The 17851-nt window shown below is 72.0% G+C and carries 11 protein-coding genes; 5 read left to right on the top strand and 6 right to left on the bottom strand.

The window, feature by feature from the left end; genetic code table 11:
• The first annotated feature begins 240 nt into the window (after positions 1 to 240).
• Positions 241 to 615 (top strand): RNA polymerase-binding protein RbpA, encoded by a 375-nt coding sequence (locus OHA19_RS33405; RefSeq protein ID WP_405710545.1) that lies wholly within the window; start codon positions 241 to 243, stop codon positions 613 to 615.
• Between the two features lie 126 nt (positions 616 to 741).
• Here the strand turns inward: OHA19_RS33405 and fxsA are convergent, their stop codons facing one another.
• The 4 genes from fxsA to OHA19_RS33385 all read right to left on the bottom strand — a co-directional run bounded on the left by fxsA (position 742) and on the right by OHA19_RS33385 (position 4883).
• Positions 742 to 1332 (bottom strand): FxsA family membrane protein, encoded by a 591-nt coding sequence (fxsA, locus tag OHA19_RS33400; RefSeq protein WP_405710546.1) that lies wholly within the window; start codon positions 1330 to 1332, stop codon positions 742 to 744.
• 98 nt (positions 1333 to 1430) lie between these two features.
• Positions 1431 to 2198, bottom strand: a complete 768-nt coding sequence (locus tag OHA19_RS33395) for a polyprenol monophosphomannose synthase (RefSeq protein WP_405710548.1) — start codon at positions 2196 to 2198, stop codon at positions 1431 to 1433.
• 551 nt (positions 2199 to 2749) lie between these two features.
• On the bottom strand, positions 2750 to 4396 hold the full coding sequence (locus OHA19_RS33390; protein WP_405710550.1) for an amidohydrolase: 1647 nt from the start codon (positions 4394 to 4396) through the stop codon (positions 2750 to 2752).
• Positions 4397 to 4442: 46 nt separating this feature from the next.
• Complete coding sequence (locus tag OHA19_RS33385; RefSeq protein WP_266735596.1) at positions 4443 to 4883, bottom strand: Lrp/AsnC family transcriptional regulator; 441 nt, start codon at positions 4881 to 4883, stop codon at positions 4443 to 4445.
• A 204-nt stretch (positions 4884 to 5087) separates the two neighbouring features.
• On the opposite strand from OHA19_RS33385, the gene OHA19_RS33380 reads away from it, so the two are divergent.
• On the top strand, positions 5088 to 5495 hold the full coding sequence (locus tag OHA19_RS33380; RefSeq protein WP_405710551.1) for a hypothetical protein: 408 nt from the start codon (positions 5088 to 5090) through the stop codon (positions 5493 to 5495).
• Between the two features lie 422 nt (positions 5496 to 5917).
• Here the strand turns inward: OHA19_RS33380 and OHA19_RS33375 are convergent, their stop codons facing one another.
• A complete protein-coding gene (locus OHA19_RS33375; RefSeq protein WP_405710553.1) occupies positions 5918 to 7090 on the bottom strand; it encodes an acyl-CoA dehydrogenase family protein in 1173 nt (390 codons plus the stop codon).
• 375 nt (positions 7091 to 7465) lie between these two features.
• Between OHA19_RS33375 and OHA19_RS33370 the strand changes: the two genes are divergently transcribed.
• From OHA19_RS33370 to OHA19_RS33360, 3 genes are all read left to right on the top strand, one after another.
• Positions 7466 to 8731 carry a glycoside hydrolase family 18 protein gene (locus OHA19_RS33370; protein ID WP_405752585.1) on the top strand — a complete coding sequence of 422 codons (1266 nt, stop codon included), beginning with the start codon at positions 7466 to 7468 and terminating at the stop codon, positions 8729 to 8731.
• A gap of 287 nt (positions 8732 to 9018) precedes the next feature.
• The gene (locus OHA19_RS33365) at positions 9019 to 12342 is read left to right on the top strand and encodes a right-handed parallel beta-helix repeat-containing protein (protein ID WP_405710557.1); all 3324 of its coding nucleotides are present in this window, start codon (positions 9019 to 9021) and stop codon (positions 12340 to 12342) included.
• Complete coding sequence (locus OHA19_RS33360; protein WP_405710558.1) at positions 12339 to 13577, top strand: S8 family serine peptidase; 1239 nt, start codon at positions 12339 to 12341, stop codon at positions 13575 to 13577. Before OHA19_RS33365 ends, OHA19_RS33360 begins: the two co-directional genes overlap by 4 nt.
• 71 nt (positions 13578 to 13648) lie before the next feature.
• Here OHA19_RS33360 and eccCa read toward each other — a convergent pair whose 3' ends face one another.
• Positions 13649 to 17593, bottom strand: a complete 3945-nt coding sequence (eccCa, locus tag OHA19_RS33355; protein ID WP_405721261.1) for a type VII secretion protein EccCa — start codon at positions 17591 to 17593, stop codon at positions 13649 to 13651.
• Positions 17594 to 17851: the final 258 nt, after the last annotated feature.

Genomic DNA, 17851 nt, shown 5'->3' with positions numbered 1-17851 from the left:
GCCTGCCCGGAGGACCGTTACTGCGGGCGGAAGAAGCCGAACTGTTGGGTGACAACTTCCGCCAGATGTGACAAACCGGGCATCGCTGGGTACTTGAAACCCTGGGAAACCTGAAATAGCAGCGGCACGACGGGCGACACATGACCGGCAACGGGAATCTTTACCGCCGACCGGACGTTGACCGGATGACGACGACAGCGACACCTGTCCTGTGGGCGACAAGCCCGGGAGGCACGATTCATGAGTGAGCGAGCTCTCCGCGGCACGCGACTCGTGGTTACCAGCTACGAGACGGACCGCGGCATCGATCTGGCCCCGCGCCAGGCGGTGGAGTACGCATGCCAGAACGGACATCAATTTGAGATGCCGTTCTCGGTAGAGGCGGAAATTCCGCCGGAGTGGGAGTGCAAGGCGTGCGGCGCCATGGCACTCCTGGTGGACGGGGATGGCCCCGAGGAGAAGAAGGGCAAGCCTGCGCGCACGCACTGGGACATGCTCATGGAGCGGCGCACACGCGAGGAGCTGGAGGAAGTGCTCGCCGAGAGGCTGGCGGTTCTGCGCTCCGGAGCCATGAACATCGCCGTACATCCGCGGGACAGCAGGAAGTCTGCCTGACCGCGTAACACCTCGGTACGACAGAGCCGCGGGCCGTGACACGCAATGTGTGTCACGGCCCGCGGCTCTGTCGTACCCGGAATCCGTCCGGCGGCCGTGTCCTGCCTCGGCCGCCGGACGTCCGGCTCAGGGGGTCAGTGGCGGCCGGGGACCCTCGTCGGGGCGTGCGCCCGGTCCTGTGCCGTCCTCGCGGATGACCTCACCCTGGACGATCTTTCCGTCCGGCCGGTGAATGCGGGCCTGCTGGAAGGCGTCGGAAAGGCTGCCGGGGGTCGCGGCGCGCATCCGGCGCTCCAGCGACCGCTCCGTGTACCGGCCCAGCCGGGAACGGACCGGCGGCACCAGCAGCAGGAGTCCCGCCACGTCCGAAACGATGCCGGGGATCATCAGCAGCAGGCCGCCGAGCATCAGGAAGCCGTTGCCGCTGCCGCCCGAACCGTCGGCCGGCGGGGCAGCGGCGGCGCCGGACTGCCCCGGCATCTGCTGGAGTGTCTGGGTGAGATTGCGGAAGGCCCGGCGGCCGGCCCGCTTCATCACGGCGGCACCCAGCACGATCCCCGCCACCAGGAGCAGCAGCACGGTGAAACCGCCCGCCGCGTCGGCCACGACGGTGAGCAGCCAGATCTCCAGCACCGCCCAGGCGGCGATGGCAAGGGGGACGAGGGTTCGGGCGCGAGAGCGCTTGGGGGCGGTCGGGGGCGGTGTGCCGGTCGTCATGGTCCCCAGTGTGCCCGTACGGGCGTCCGAACGGCACAAGGGGGTGATCATGGGCGCCGGACCTTGTGCCCGCCGCCGGGCGCGGCGGGCGCGGCGGATCAGATCGCCTTGCGGCCCAGCACCCGGTTCGTACGGGAGGTGACGCCCCAGGAAGTGACCCGCCAGAGGGCCTCGACCAGAATGTCACGGCTCATCTTCGAGTCGCCGATCTCCCGGTCGACGAAGGTGATCGGCACCTCGACGACGTGGTAGCCGGCCTCGATGGCCCGGCGGGCCAGGTCGACCTGGAAGCAGTAGCCCTGCGAGGCGACCTGGTCGAGGCCGATGCCCTCCAGGGTCTCGGCGCGGAAGGCCCGGTAGCCGCCGGTGACGTCCCTGGTCCGCAGCCCGAGAAGGAGCCGGGAGTAGGTGCTGCCGCCGCGGGAGATCATTTCGCGGGACTTGGGCCAGTTGACCACGCGTCCGCCCGGCACCCAGCGCGATCCGAGCACCAGGTCGGCGCCCTTGAGCGCGGTGAGCAGCCTGGGCAGCTCCTCGGGCTGGTGGGAGCCGTCGGCATCCATCTCCACGAGCACGCCGTAGCCGTTCTCGGTGCCCCAGCGGAAGCCCGCGAGATAGGCCGCGCCCAGCCCTTCCTTGCCCTTGCGGTGCAGCACCTGGACCTGGCTGTCCTCGGCGGCGATCTCGTCGGCGACCTTGCCGGTGCCGTCCGGGCTGTTGTCGTCGGCGACCAGGATGTCGGCGTCCGGCACAGCGGCGCGCACCCGGCTGACGATCGGCTTGATGTTCTCGGCCTCGTTGTAGGTCGGAATGATCACCAGGATTCTGCCGAGCGGGCCGTACCGCCGCTGACCGCCGTCGTTCACTTACTGCCCCTTAAGTCCGTACGCAGATGCACACCATATCCAGCGGGCGGGGGCCGCTCTCCGACGCGGTCGGGCGGGGGTGGGCACCGCCGGGGACAGAAGGACGGAAGTACGGACAGAAACCCGGGTACGAGCGCGGACGGAAACTACGGATGGGGGCCCGGCGCCCTTCGGGCCGACCTGGGACCCGCTGGCTGCGGGTCGACCTAGAGCCGTTGTCTACTGAACGTCCGGGCCCCACCCGGGTCGCACCGCCGTCCGGATGAAACCTTCCCTCGCCCCCGAGGCGCGGGCGCTGAACCTGGCTGTCAGTGGTGGTGCGCCGGTGCGGCACACCGCCCCATGACCCAGCGGCGTTCGACGACTGCGTGGAGGTTTAACCGGTCGGACGTCCTGTGGTGGACCCGGCCGAACCTACCGGCCGGTGGGCGCGTTCTGTCAATAGCCGTCTGACCTGCAATATTTACGAAACTTGCCTGGTCAGTAGCGAAGATCCGCAGGTCGCGGCGGAACGGGGACCACCACGGGTGACGATGCGAAACGGCCGGACGTCACTCGTTCGGCCGCTCGTAGACAGTTCGTCCGAAGACCACGGTCCGCAGGCAGACCGGCAGATCGACGCCGGGGGTGAGATCCGGCAGGCCCGGCGTGCCCGAGCGGGGGTCGGTCGACCAGCGGGCGACCCGGTCGTCCGGGGCCTGGACCACCAGGTCAGCGGTGCGCCAGACCGCGTAGTCGGCCGGGGCGCCGGGCACCAGGGTCCCCGCGTCGTCCCGGCCGACGGCCCGCCAGCCGCCCCGGGTGTGGGCGGTGAAGCCGGCCCGTACGGAGATCCGGTGCTCGGACGTGCGGTGGAAGGCGGCGGCCCGTACGGTGCCCCACGGGTCGAGCGGGGTCACCGGGCTGTCGGAGCCGAAGGCGAGGGGCACACCGGCCCGCAGGAGTGCCGCGTACGGGTTGAGGGTCCTGGCCCGCTCGGCGCCGAGCCGCTGGGCGTACATGCCCTCCTCGCCGCCCCAGGCGGCGTCGAAGGCGGGCTGGACGGAGGCGGTCAGCCCCAGCTCCGCGAACGCGGCCACGGTCTCGGGGGTGAGCATCTCGGCGTGCTCGACACGGTGCCTGGCGCCCCGGATCCGGGGCAGTCCGAGCGTCTCGGCGGCGGCCCTGACCCCGTCCACCACGGCGGAGAGCGCCGCGTCCCCGATGGCGTGGAAACCGGCCTGGAGCCCCGCCTCGGTGCACGCGGTGACATGGGCGGCGATCTGCGCCGCGTCCAGATGCGCGGTGCCGGTACCGCCGGCCGGGCCGTCGGCGTAGGGCTCGTGCAGGCAGGCGGTGTGCGAGCCGAGCGAGCCGTCCACGAAGAGGTCCCCGGCCGCTCCGACGGCGCCGAGTTCCCGGATCCGGCGGGCGTCCTTCTCGTCGGCGACCTGCTCGGCCCAGTAGCCGAAGACCCGCGGCCCGCGCTCCGCGGCGGCGAGCCCGAGCAGGCCGGCGAAGTCCTCCTCGTCGGAGATGTGGGGGCCGCCGCACTCGTGGACGGTGCCGATGCCGAGCGACGCGGCGCGGAGCAGTGCGGCGCGCTGTGCGTCGGCGCGCTGCCGCGGCGAGAGGGCGCCGTGGGCCGCGGAGCGGACCGCGTGGTGCGCGGCACCGGTCAGCGGGGCGTCGGGGTGGTAGCCGGTCAGCCCGGTGACGCCCTGGACCAGGTCGAGCAGGGCGGTGGTGACGACCGCGGAGTGCACATCGACACGGGGCAGGTAGACCGGGCGCCCGCCGGCCGCCGCGTCGAGCTCCCCGCGCGACGGGGGGCGCTGCTCCGGCCAGCGGGTGGCGTCCCATCCGTGGCCGAGGACGACCCGGTCCTCGGGGTGCGCGGCCACATGGGCGCGCAGCAGGCCGAGCGCCTCGTCGAGGGTCCGGGCACCGGACAGGTCGAGGCCGGTCAGGGCCAGGCCGGTCGACGTGGTGTGGACGTGGGCGTCGGTGAACGCCGGGGTCACCAGCGCACCGTCGAGGTCGACCACTTCGTCGACGCCGCTCGCGAAGGCGTCGGCGGCCCCTTCCGAACCCACCCAGGCGACGTGGCCGCGTTCGACCACCATGGCGGTGGCGAAGGGGTCGGCGGGGCTGTGGACGTCTCCACCGCGCAACAGCACGGTGCGGTGTTCGCTCTGGGGGGCGGTGCTCTGGGTCATGGGACCAGTCTGGCGCCTGCCGGGAGCCGCGCCGCCCGCGACCCCCTCAGATCCGCGGCGGCCGTGCCTCGTACGGCGTGGACAGGACGACCGTGGTGCGGGTGGAGACACCGGCCAGCGAACGGATCCGGGTGAGCAGGTGCTCCAGCTCCAGTGGTGTCGCGACGCGCACCTTGAGGATGTAGTTCTCGTCGCCCGCGACGCTGTGGCACGCCTCCAGCTCCGGGACGTCGGCGAGCCGCTCGGAGATGTCGTCCGGCGCGCTCGGGTCGAAGGGCTTCACCGAGATGAACGCGGTGAGCGGCAGGCCGACGGCCTCGGGGTCCACGACCGCGGCGTAGCCCCGGATCACCCCGCGCTGCTCCAGCCTGCGGACACGCTGATGAACGGCCGATGTGGACAGGCCCGTGGCCTTGCCCAGGTCGGTGTAGCTCATCCGCCCGTCCTTGACGAGCAACTCCACGATCTGTCGGTCCAGCTCCTCCATACGGATCAACCTATTGCCCCAGGTCCCTCCAGGCACAGCGGCGGGGGCCCCGGAAGGGGCACCTGCGGCGAGCATGTGACGAATGCCACAGGTTTACGGGGCGGTAGCCGACCCCCTCGCGGTTACGGCCGACGCGCGACGGGAAGTGCTTGCAGTGGTCGAGGCCGTGTCACCTGGTCGGCCCACCTGAGGGGGGAATTTCCCATGCAGAGCCTGAAGCTCACCGGACGTACCGAACCGGATCCCGTCGAGGACGTCGCTGCCGTCGAGGACATCGCTCCCGACGCGTACGACACCTTCGAGATGTACCGGGTGATCTGCCCGGACTGCGCACAGCCGATCGCGCTGCTGGCGGACGAGGACGTACTGCCGGAGCACGCGCTGTGCCCGACACCGTGGAATCCGTTCGTGCTGACCGTGTGCGCCGGTACCGGCCGCGCGGCGGCGCAGGCGCGGCCGGCCGACGAGTCGCTCGACGTCCAGGAGCAGGAGACGGGCCTGCTGTTGACGCTCCCTCAGGGGCTCGACTGGAGAATGCAGCCGTTCTCGCACGCCTGCGGTCCCGGCTCTCGCCCGCTGCGGGTGCCGCAGATGCGGCGTCACGCAGCCTGACGGCAGCCCCCGCACGCGACCGGCCCGGACACGTGCGGGCCCGCCCGGCATTTCTGCGCCGCACCACGACGGCCCGGCCGACGTGGTGCCCGCGGTGAGAACGTCCGCCGCCCGGGGACGGGACGAACGGGCTCTCGAATCGGCCGGACAGTGACCGGGGCCCGCCCCGCACCGTTGGCCAGCTATGACCCTGCTGCATTCACCGGCCGGTCCCGGCCGCCGCCGTCTCGCCGCTCCCACCGCCGAAGAATCGGTTCCGCAGCCCGTGGCTCCCCGGTCGGTTCCGCACTCCACCGATCCGCCCATCTACCGGGCCCTGCTGCGTCATTGGGAGGGTGCGGACCGCACCCTGCCGGGCCGCCATGACCAGGAGTGGAACCGGATCACGGCGACGCCCGTGTGGTCGGACCGGCCGCTGCGGGTCAGCGCGTCTCAGGACCCGCGAGGTGGCGTGCGATGACCATCCGCTGGATCTGATTGGTGCCCTCGACGATCTGCAGCACCTTCGCCTCGCGCATCAGCCGCTCGACGGGGAAGTCGAGGGTGTAGCCGTATCCGCCGAGCACCTGGACGGCGTCCACGGTGACCCGCATGGCGAGGTCCGTGCAGAACAGCTTGGCCATGGCCGCCTGGCGCGAGAAGGGCTTGCCCTCGTCGCGGAGCCGGGCCGCCTCCAGGTAGAGCGCCCGGCCGGCCTCGATCTGGGTGGCCATGTCGGCGAGCATGAAGCGCAGCCCCTGGAAGTCCGCGATCGGGCGGCCGAACTGCTGCCGTCCGGTGGCATAGCCGACGGCCTCGCTCAGGGCCGCCTGGGCGACGCCGATGGCGCAGGCGGCGATGCCCAGGCGCCCGGAGTCGAGTGCGGACAGGGCGATCGCGAAGCCCTGGCCCTCCTCGCCGATCCGGCGCGCGTCGGCGACCCGTACGCCGTCGAAGTTCAGCTGGGCCGTGGGCGAGCCCTTCATGCCCATCTTCTTCTCGGGGGCGGCCGCGTTGAGCCCCTCGGCGTCCCCGGGGACCAGGAACGCGGTGATGCCGCGGGGGCCCTCGACCCCGGTGCGGGCCAGGACCGTGTAGAAGTCGGCGATGCCGCCGTGGGTGATCCACGCCTTGGTGCCGGTGATGACCCAGTCGTCGCCGTCCCGTACGGCCTTCGTGCGGAGCGATGCGGCATCGGAGCCGGAGGCGGGCTCGGAGAGGCAGTAGGCGCCCAGCAGGCCGCCTCCCAGCATCGCCGGGAGGTGTTCGGCCCGCTGCTCCTTGGTGCCGTATCCGGCGACCGCGTGGCAGGCCAGGGAGTGGACGCTGACGCCGAGGCCGACGGTCAGCCGGGCGGCCGCGAGCTCTTCGAGGACCTGGAGGTAGACCTCGTACGGCTGGTCGCCACCGCCATGGGCGGAGTCGTAGGGCAGTCCCAGCAGTCCCGACTCGGAGAGCAGCGAGAAGACCTCGCGCGGGAACCGGCCCGCTTCCTCCTCCTCCGCCGCCCTGGGCGCGATCTCTCGCTGGGCGATGTCGCGGACGAGCGCGACGAGCTGCCTGGACTCCTCGGTAGGCAGACGGCGTTCCACCAAATACGGGGCACGGTCGGACATGACGGCGCTCTCCTCCCTGTCGGGCGTTGCGACGGTCGCGCGCGAGGGGTGTGGGCGGCGCCGCCGGGGGCTTCCGGGCCCTGGCCCGGACAAGCACTGCTACCCAGCCGACGCCGGCTCCCTCGGATTACGAGAGCTGCTGGCCAGCGGCTGTGGCGGCTCGAGTATGCCCGATCGGACGATATCCGTCACTGGGCCACCGGGCGACTCGGCGCCGGGCACGACGATCACCGGAAATGGTCCGAACCATTGACCTCACTGGTCTAGTCCATCTACGGTCCCAGAGGAAACGGCCTTTGCACGTTCATGCCAAGTCCATGAGATGGCCGACTGACAGCCCCCACAAGCGAGTTCCCTCCCCCACGAGGAGACAAGATGTTCGGTACGCACCGTCCCCGCGCCCGCCTCCGGGCGTTCGCCGCAGCCGCCTGTACCGCCGCCCTCGGCGCCACCCTGCTGGGTGTCGCGGGCACCGCGTCGGCCGGCACACCCCCCACCACGCGGGCAGCGGCCCCCGTCGACGCAGCCCCCACGGCGGACGGCGACAAGGTGGTCGGATACTTCACCAACTGGGGTGTCTACGGCCGCAATTACCACGTCAGGAACATCGAGACGTCCGGCTCGGCCGACAAGCTCACGCACATCAACTACGCCTTCGGCAACGTCACCGGAGGCAAGTGCGCGATCGGCGACTCCTACGCCGACTACGAGAAGGCGTACACCGCCGACCAGTCCGTCGACGGCGTCGCCGACACCTGGGACCAGGACCTGCGTGGCAGCTTCAACCAGCTGCGCAAGCTGAAGAAGCTCCACCCGGACCTGAAGATCATCTGGTCGTTCGGCGGCTGGACCTGGTCCGGCGGCTTCGGTGACGCCGCGAAGAACCCGGCCGCGTTCGCCGAGTCCTGCTACAACCTGGTGGAGGACCCGCGCTGGGCCGATGTCTTCGACGGCATCGACATCGACTGGGAGTACCCCAACGCCTGCGGCCTGACCTGTGACACCAGCGGCCCGGCCGCGCTGAAGGGCCTCACCTCGGCGCTGCGTTCCAAGTTCGGCAAGGACTACCTGGTGACGGCCGCCATCACGGCCGACGGCTCCGAGGGCGGCAAGATCGACCTCGCCGACTACGCCGGCGCCGCCCAGTCCCTGGACTGGTACAACGTGATGACGTACGACTTCTTCGGCGCCTGGGACGCCAAGGGCCCGACCGCCCCGCACTCCCCGCTCACCTCGTACAACGGCATCCCGAAGGCCGGCTTCAACTCCGCCGACGCCATCGCCAAGCTGAAGGCCCAGGGCGTCCCCGCGTCCAAGCTGCTGCTCGGCATCGGCTTCTACGGCCGCGGCTGGACCGGCGTCACCCAGGACGCCCCCGGCGGCACCGCCACCGGCGCCGCACCCGGCACCTACGAGGCCGGCATCGAGGACTACAAGGTCCTCAAGAACAGCTGCCCCGCCACCGGCACCGTCGCCGGCACCGCCTACGCCCACTGCGGCACCAACTGGTGGAGCTACGACACCCCGGCCACCATCGCCACCAAGATGAACTGGAAGAACCAGCAGGGTCTCGGCGGCACCTTCTTCTGGGAGCTGAGCGGTGACACCGCCGAGGGAGAGCTGATCAAGGCGATCAACTAGGGTCTTTCGTTCGGATCGGGCCGGATCAGGCACCGGGGCACGCGAGCCCGGCGTGATCCAAACGAGAGGCCCTGGTCACAGCACCGAGGACGGGGCGGGGGCAGTCGGCCCTCCGCCCCGTTTCCTCCGTGATGGGGTGATCCGGGCCCGGGTCAACAGGGCGTGGTTCACGCGGCGTTCCCGCTCCGGCCGAAGCTCTCGCGGATCACTCCGGCATGATGGAGCCGCACCCGCTCCGACAATGTGTTCCCAGGACCGCGGTGTGGCCCCAAGGAGGAGGATTCCGCTTGTCACGCCAGGTTCTGACGGTCTGTCCCGAGCGGCCCGACGGCTTTCGAACGATCGGTGAGGCGCTGGCCAGGGCCCGCAACGGCGCTGTGATCAGCGTCCGTTCCGGCACCTACGCCGAGAGTCTGGTCATCACCGTCCCCGTCACCGTCGTCGCCGAACAGTCCCGCGGCAGCGTCGAGATATGCCCGCCCCACGGCAGTGCGGTGGTTCTCCAGGCCGAAGCCGTGATGCTCACCGACCTGGTGCTGCGCGGCCGCGACGAGGAGCTGCCGGTCGTGGACGCGCCGCGCGGCCAGATCGCGATGGACGGCTGCGACATCACCGGTGCGTCGTGGACCGCCCTGCTGGCCCGCGGGTCCGGCTCGGTGGCGCTGCGGGACTGCCGGGTGCGCAACCCACGCGGCGCCGGGCTGGTGGTGACCTCGGCGGTGGAGAGTTCCGCCGAGTCCTGCACGGTCGAGCACCTGGGCACCTCGGGCGTGGTGATCGGCGAACGCGGCCGGATCACGCTGCGCGGCTGCACCATTCGCGACGCCCGCGCCAACGGGGTGCTCGCCAACGGCGAGGGACAGGGCTCGGTCGAGGAGTGCGACATCTCCTCCACCGACAAGCCGTCCATCGCGCTGGAGGAGCAGAGCACCACCCAGGTCCTGCGGACCGTGGTCCACGACACCGGCGTCGGCATCCACCTCTCGTCGTCGGCCCGGACGGTCCTGGAGGACATCCGGGTGACCGGCACGAGCGGGCCGGGCATCGTCCTGTCCGGCGGCACCGATCCGCTGCTGCGCCGTTGCCGCACCGCTCGCACGAAAGGTCCCGGCCTGCTCGTCTCGGACCGGTCCCGGGGCACCTTCGAGGACTGCTGGCTGGATTCGGCCGAGGACGCCGCGCTGCACGTCCGGGGCTCGGCCTCCCCGGTGCTGATCGGGCTGACCGTCCGGGACAGCGTGCAGACGGGTGTGCTGCTGGAGGAGGAGTCGGTCGCCGAGCTGGACCGCCTCGAAGTGCTCGACGCGGGCGACGTGGGCGTATGCATACGCAGCGGCGCCAATCCGCTGGTGCGCCGGGCCAGGATCGGCGCTGCCAAGGGGCACGGAGTGGAGGTCGTCAAGGACGGCCGGGGCCGGCTGGAGGACTGCGAGATCGAACGGCCCGGCAGCGCCGGGATCCGGGTCGCCGACAACGGCAACGTCTACGTCGGCGGGGGCGCCGTCCACGGTGCCGCGCACGGCATGTCCGTGGCGGCAGGCGGCAGCGTCGCCGTCCGGGACTGGGACGTCCGGGAGTCCACGGACACGGGGGTGGTGGTCGAGGACGGCGGTGAGCTGACCGCGACCCGGCTGCGGATCGCCGCCGCCGCGGGGCACGGAGTGCTGCTGGCCCAGGGCGGCCGGGGCGCCTTCACCGCCTGCGAGGTGAGCGGCTCGGGCCGGGACGGCTTCCGGGTGGAGACCACGGCCGCGGTGTCGGTGGTCAACTGCACCGCGCGGGACAACGAGGGCGGCGGTCTGGTGCAGGCCCTGCCGGGCGAGCGGCTGGCGGTGGAGAACCTGACCAGTACGGACAACGGCAAACGGGACGCCTGGGGGCTCGGCGAGGCAGAGGGGACCGATCCGGCCGGTACGGGCGCCTCCGGCGACGGCTCCGGCGCGCCGCGCGAGGACGGCCCGCTGGCCGAACTGGACGCACTGATCGGCCTGGAGAACGTCAAGCACCAGGTGCGGACACTGGTCAATCTGATCCAGCTCGCCCAGCGGCGTGCCCGCCTCGGTCTGCCGGCCCCGCCGATGAGCCGGCACCTGGTCTTCTCCGGGCCGCCCGGCACCGGCAAGACCACGGTCGCCCGGCTCTACGGGGCGATCCTCGCCGAACTGGGCGCGCTGCCCTCCGGCCATCTGGTGGAGGTGTCGCGCGCGGACCTGGTGGCGCAGATCGTCGGCGGCACCGCCATCAAGACCACCGAGACCTTCAAGCGTGCGCTGGGCGGGGTGCTGTTCATCGACGAGGCGTACAGCCTGCTGTCGGACGGGCGGGGCTCCGGCGCCGACTTCGGCCGCGAGGCCGTCGACACACTGCTGAAGCTGATGGAGGACCACCGCGAGGACGTCGTCGTGGTCGCCGCCGGGTACGCGGACGAGATGCGTGACTTCCTCGGCTCCAACCCGGGTCTCGCCTCGCGCTTCTCCCGAACGGTCGAGTTCGAGAACTACGCCGTGCCCGAACTCGTCGCGATCATCGAGAGCATGTGTGCCCATCACCGCTACGAGCTCGACGAGTCGACGCTCGGCGCACTCGCGGCGCACTTCGAGCGGATGCCCCGGGACGCCGGCTTTGGCAACGGCCGGGCCGCCCGGCAGGTTTTCGAGGAGATGGTGGACCGTCAGGCGTACCGGCTGGCCGCGCTCCCCGACGCCGACGAGCAGGATCTCACCCGGCTGCTGCCCGAGGACGTCGGCGAGGAGGCCGCGGCGTCCGGACAGCCGGCCGACGGCGGGGCGGAGAGCGACCCGCTGGCCCGGCTCGGCGACATGGTGGGTCTGGCCGCCGTCAAGCGTGACGTCACCGACCTGGTCAATCTGCTGGCCACCGCGAAGAAACGCGAGGCGGCCGGGCTGCCCGCGCCGCGGATCAGCCACCATCTGGTCTTCACCGGGCCGCCCGGCACCGGCAAGACCACGGTCGCCCGGCTCTACGGCGAGCTGCTGAAGTCGCTGGGTGTGCTGCCGCGCGGCCAGCTCGTCGAGGTGGCCAGGGCGGACCTGGTCGGCCGGTACGTGGGACACACCGCCCAGCTCACCCGGGAGATGTTCGACCGGGCCAGGGGCGGGGTGCTGTTCGTCGACGAGGCGTACGCCCTGACTCCGGAAGGGTCCTCGGGCAGCAGCGACTTCGGGCGCGAGGCGGTGGACACGCTGCTGAAGCTCATGGAGGACCACCGCGACGAGGTGGTGGTGATCGTCGCCGGCTACACCGGCGAGATGGAGCGCTTCCTCGCCTCCAACCCCGGTCTCTCGTCGCGGTTCTCGCGGCGGGTGGAGTTCGCCGACTACTCCTCGGACGAGCTGGTCACCATCGTCCGCCAGCACGCGGCCGCGTCGGGATACGAGTGCGGGCCGGGTGCCGGTGCGGTCATGCGGGAGTACTTCGACGCACTGCCCAGGGACCGTTCGTTCGGCAACGCGCGGCTCGCCCGGCAGGTCCTGGAGGGCATGATGACCCGTCAGGCGGGTCGGCTGAGCGCCATGGCGGCGCCCGGTCTGGACGATCTGCGGCTGCTGCTGCCGGAAGATGTAGTGCGCCCGCAGGCGGTGCCCGAATGACGCCGGGCGGCGGTGTGCGACGCGGTTTCGGACGCCGCACCGGACGGGTTCCCGCCGCGGCGTTCCTGGCCGCGGCGATGGTGCTGCCGGTGGCCGGCGCGGCCGCCGCGGCCGACGGCGAGAAGGTCAGGCTGCCGGTGATGCCCGCGCGTCTCGATGCCGGTGATCCGTGCACTGGCGGTTCGAAGGCGCGGGCCACGGCGGTGCCGTGGGAGCAGCAGAACCTCCAGCTCGCCCGTACCTGGGAGTTCGGCCGGGGGGCGGGGGTGAAGGTCGCGGTGGTGGACACCGGGGTCTCGGCACAGGCGCCGACGCTCGCGGGCCGGGTCTCGGCCGTGGGCTCGGCCGGGGAGGACTGCGTGGGCCACGGGACGTTCGTGGCCGGGCTGATCGCGGCGGCGCCCGCGAAGAACGTGCGCGTCGCGGGGGTCGCCCAGGAGTCCCGGATCATCGCGGTACGGGGCACGGACGAGCGCGGGACGGCGACCGCGTCCTCGGTCGCCGACGGGATCCGGGCGGCCGCCGACGCGGGGGCGAAGGTCATCCAGGTCTCCCCCGCGCTGGCCGCCGACTCGGCCGGGCTCCGTTCGGCCGTGAAGTACGCGGCCTCCCGCGACGCGCTGATCGTGGCCGCCGCGACCCCCGACCCGGCGGGTCCGTCGCCGGGCCGGGAGCCCGAACCGCCGCGCGACTATTGGCCCGCCTCGGCGCCCGGGGTCCTCTCCGTCATCGACATGGACGCGCGGGGCACCCGCCCGGACACCGCGCCGGCCACCCGCGGCGCGGATCTCGCCGCCCCCGGCGACGGGGTCGTGGGCGTGGGGCCGCGCGGAACGGGGCACTTCATCGGGTCGGGGGCCTCGTTCGCCGCCGCCTACGCGGCGGGCGCCGCCGCGCTCGTACGGTCGGCGTATCCGGACCTGTCGGCCGCCGGGACGGCGGAGCGGCTGACCCGTACCGCCTATCCGGCGGATGTGCCGCGCCTGGATCCGTACGCGGCCGTCACCTCCGTGCAGGACCCGGCGGCGCGCCCCCGGGTGGAGCGGGACGACTCCGTGGCGCTGCCGCCGGGCAACGGCAGCGGGGGCGCGACCCGCAGGGCGGTGTGGATCGCGGTGGCGGGCGGCTCGCTCGCTCTGCTGGTCGCGTGGGTGGCGCTGGTCGCACCCCGCGGCCGTTCGCGCGGCTGGCGCCCCGCGGAGCGCCGTCGGGTGGCGGCCGCGCCGGGCGACTGAGCGCCCGTACGCGACGGCGAAGGGCCCCGGGGCCACGGCATCCGCCGTACCCCGGGGCCCTTCGCCGTCGCTCAGCCCGCGAGCGGCTCCCCGGCCTCCCCGGCCAGTGCGGTCTGCACGAGGGTGGGCTTGCGCCGGACGATGTACTGGGCGCGGCCCGGCGGCAGGTTGCGCGGCTTCACATTGCCGAACACATAGCCCTCGGACGGCGGGCAGGACAGCAGCATGCCGGGCGTATTGACCTCATCCAGGCGGCGCAGCAACTGGTCGTTGAGGCCGCGGCCCGCGCCGGTGGCCGAGCGGATCGCCACCACGTGCAGACCGACCTCGTAGCCGAGCGCGAGATGGTCCAGCAGCGGGGCGAACGGGTGGTCGTAGGAGCCGGTGCCGCTGACCATGTCGTAGTCGTCGACCAGGACGAACAGGCGCGGCCCGGTCCACCAGTCGCACTGCCGCATCCGGGACGGGGCGATGTCCGGACCGGGGAGCCTGGTCTTGATCGCGCGGGCCGCGCCGCCGACCAGTTCGCGCAGCGAGTCGATGGCGACGACGTGTCCGAGGCGGTATTCCTCGGGTACGGCGTCGACCAGTTCGCGACGGTAGTCCACCACCAGGATGCGAGCCTCGGCCGCGGTGTACCGGGCGGTGATGGAACGGACCAGCAGACGCAGCAGGTTGGTCTTGCCGCTCTCGCTGTCGCCGATGCCGATCAGGTGCGGGTTGCGGCCGAAGTCGTGCCAGACCGGCGAGAGGGTCTCCTCGTCCAGGCCGATCGGGACGCGCAACCCCTCGGTGCGCTCGGGCTCGGGGAGTTCCGCGGCCGGGAGGCGGTGCGGCAGCATCCGTACCGGAGGGGCCGGCGGGCCCTGCCAGTGTTCGGCGATCCGGCCGACCAGGTCGGCGACGCCTTCGGCGAGGTCGTCGGCGCTGTCCCGCCCGTCGATGCGGGGCAGGGCGGTCAGGAAGTGGAGCTTGCCCTCCATGGTCAGGCCGCGTCCGGCGCCGCGCGGCACGGTGGCTGCCTTGCGGATGTCGATCATCGAGTCCATCGGGTCGCCGAGCTTGAGTTCCAGCCGGGTCAGGGCCTGGTCGCGGACCTGGGCGGGGAGCTCGATCCAGCGGGAGGTGGTGACGACGATGTGGACGCCGTAGTTGAGGCCGCGGGCGGCGATCTGGTGGAAGGTGGGGATCAGCGAGTCGAAGTCCTGCTTGACCGTGGCCCAGCCGTCGACGACCAGGAAGACGTCGCCGTGCGGCTCCTCGGGGAACTCTCCGGCGGCCCGGCGGCGCCGGTAGGAGGCCATCGAGTCGATGCCCCGGTCCTGGAAGAACTGCTCACGTTCGTTGAGCACCGCGGTCACCTCGGCCACCGTACGGCTGATCCGTTCGGTGTCGAGCCGTCCGGCGACACCGCCGACGTGCGGCAGTCCCGAGAGTGCGGAGAGCGCGCCACCTCCGAAGTCCAGGCAGTAGAACTGCACTTCGCGCGGGGTGTGGGTGAGGGCGAGCGCGCTGATCAGGGTCCGTACGGCGGTCGACTTGCCGCTCTGCGAACCGCCCGCGATCGCGACATGGCCGCCGGCGGCGGAGAGGTCCACCGTCAGCGGGTCGCGCCGCTGCTCGAACGGCATGTCGACCAGCCCCAGGGGCACCTTGAGCGTGCCCGGCCCCGACGTTCCCGCCGGGGTGAGGCCCCGTGCCGGGTCGGGCTCGGGCGACGGCAGCAGCAGGTCGAGCGCGGGCGGCAGGTCCAGCGGCGGCAGCCACACCTGGTGGGCGGCCGGTCCGGAGTCGCGCAGCCGTTCCAGGGCGACGGAGAGCAGTGTGTCGCCGGTGCCGGGCTCCTCGGGCGCGGCGGCGGGTTCGGGGTCCGGGGTGCGTGCGGGGGCTCGCGGCACGACCCAGTCGGTGGTCCAGGGCATCACCTGACTGGCGACCCTGGCCTGGACGGCGGCGCCACGGCGCTTGCGGTACGGGCCGGAGACGTAGGCCGCCCGGAACCGGGTCAGCGCCTCGACCCCGCTCTTGAGGAAGCCGCTGCCGGGCTGGGAAGGCAGCTGGTAGGCGTCGGGGACGCCGAGCACGCCTCGTGACTCCATGGCGGAGAAGGTGCGCAGCCCCACCCGGTAGGAGAGGTGGCTCTCCAGCTGGTGCATGCGGCCCTCGTCCAGACGCTGGGAGGCGAGCAGCAGATGGACGCCGAGCGACCGGCCGAGCCGCCCGATCATCACGAAGAGGTCCATGAACTCGCGGTGCGCGGAGAGCAGTTCGCTGAACTCGTCGACGACGACGAAGAGACTCGGCAGCGGTTCGAGGTCGGCCCCGGCCGCGCGGGCCTTCTCGTACTCCAGCGCGGAGGTGTGATTGCCGGCGCTGCGCAGCAGCTCCTGGCGGCGGATGAGTTCACCGTGCAGGGCGTCCTGCATGCGCTCCACGAGGGCGACTTCGTCGGCCAGGTTGGTGATCACCGCCGAGGTGTGCGGGAGTTCGTCGAGTCCGAGGAAGGTGGCACCGCCCTTGAAGTCCACCAGGATGAAATTGAGTGTTTCGGAAGAGTTCGTGAGAGCGAGGCCGAGCACCAGGGTGCGCAGCAACTCGCTCTTGCCCGAACCGGTGGCGCCGATCAGCATGCCGTGCGGGCCCATCCCGCCCTGCGCGGACTCCTTGATGTCCAGCTCCACCGGGACTCCGTCGGCGCCGACCGCGACCGGGACGCGCAGCCGCGCCGAACCGGTGGAGCGTTCCCAGAGGGTGGCCGGCTCGTGCCGGTACAGATCGGGAATGCCCAGCAGGGCGGTGAGTTCGACGTCGGTGTCCAGTGGCTGCGCGGCGTCCGACGACAGGCTCATCCGGTACGGCGCGAGCAGCCTGGCCAGTGCTTCCGCGGAGCCGGGTCCCATGACGTCGGGGCGGCCGAGGAGGGTGGTCTGTTCCTTGCGGCTGCGGTCGGTGCGGACCAGGTGCAGGCTGTCCGGCTGGACGTCGAGGCGCAGCGTGGTGCGCCCGGGACGCCAGCTGAGGGCGCCGGACAGGTCGAGAACGACGGCGTTGCGCAGGCCGGGTCCGTCGAGGCGGTGGCCCGCTGGCACGGTGGTGCCGTCGACGACGATCACGGTGAAGGGTTCGTCGCGGCCCGGCACGGCCTCGGGGTCGAATACGGGCCGCTCGGAGAATTCCGCGCCGAGGATTTCCTCCAGGTCACGGAAGGTGGACGCGACCAGCCTGGAGGGGCCGGCGCCGTCCTGTTCCTGGGCGTGCTGGCTGTGCGGGAGCCATTTGACCCACTCCCATTCGGCGCGCTTCTCGTCGGCGACGCAGAGCGCGATCCAGAGCTCCTCCGGCGGGTGGAAGAAGGCGAGCTGGGACAGGACCGCACGGACGGTGTCCCGTACCGCCCGGTCGTCGCCGCGGAACAGGATCCGGGTCCAGGACCGCAGATAGAGACCGGTGGGCTGGTCGGGAACGACTCCGTACGCCTTGATGAAGCGGCGCAGCGCGTGGGCGCAGAGCGGTTCGAGGTCCTCGACCGGTTTGGTCGCCGTGGGGGTGAGGCGCAGCGCGAGCTGCTGGTCGCCGACGGCTATCCGCACCTCGGCGAAGTCGTCGTCGGAGACCCGGCGTTCCCACAGCCGGGTGGAGCGCACCATGGTGCGCAGCACCCTGGGTTCGGGGTGTCGCCAGGCGAGGGCCTCCTGCTGGTCGCTGACCGCCTCGTGGACGCTGCGCCGGATCTGGGACAGATAGCGCAGGTAGTCCCGGCGTTCGCCGCGGAGCCGCTGCTTGCGCTCGCCGCCCTTGCGCATCATCTGACCGACGAGCATGGCGGCCGAGGCGGTGACCATCATGCCGAGTGCCAGGTAGGTGAAGACGCTGCTGCCGCCGCCCGGACGCATGAACATCAGCATCATGGACACCGACATCATGGCCATCGGCAGATAGGTCCAGATCGCCGAGGAGTCAGGAACCGTCTCCGGCAGGGTCGGTGGCTCCTGGAGGTTCAGCTCTCCTTCGGGCATGTCCGGGCCGCGACGGCGGGCTGGGCGGCGGAAGAGGACCACACTCAACGAACAGACTCCTTCGACGACGGCGACGGAAGGCCGCGGACAGCGGCGGACCGCCCGCCGTGACGGGTGGACCGGACCGGTGGGGCGCACGGGAGTGCCGACGGGCGCACAAGCCGGACGGTTACGGACCAACAGGGACTCGGATGAGGTCCGTTGACGTGGTCCGGATGATGATCAGTAGTCTGCATCCGATCACCAAGCGCGTCCACG

Source organism: Streptomyces sp. NBC_00012 (assembly GCF_045040875.1).
Classification (GTDB): Bacteria; Actinomycetota; Actinomycetes; order Streptomycetales; family Streptomycetaceae; genus Streptomyces.
The sequence above is the reverse complement of the archived record's forward strand: the minus strand, read 5'-3'. Positions and strand labels throughout refer to the sequence as shown.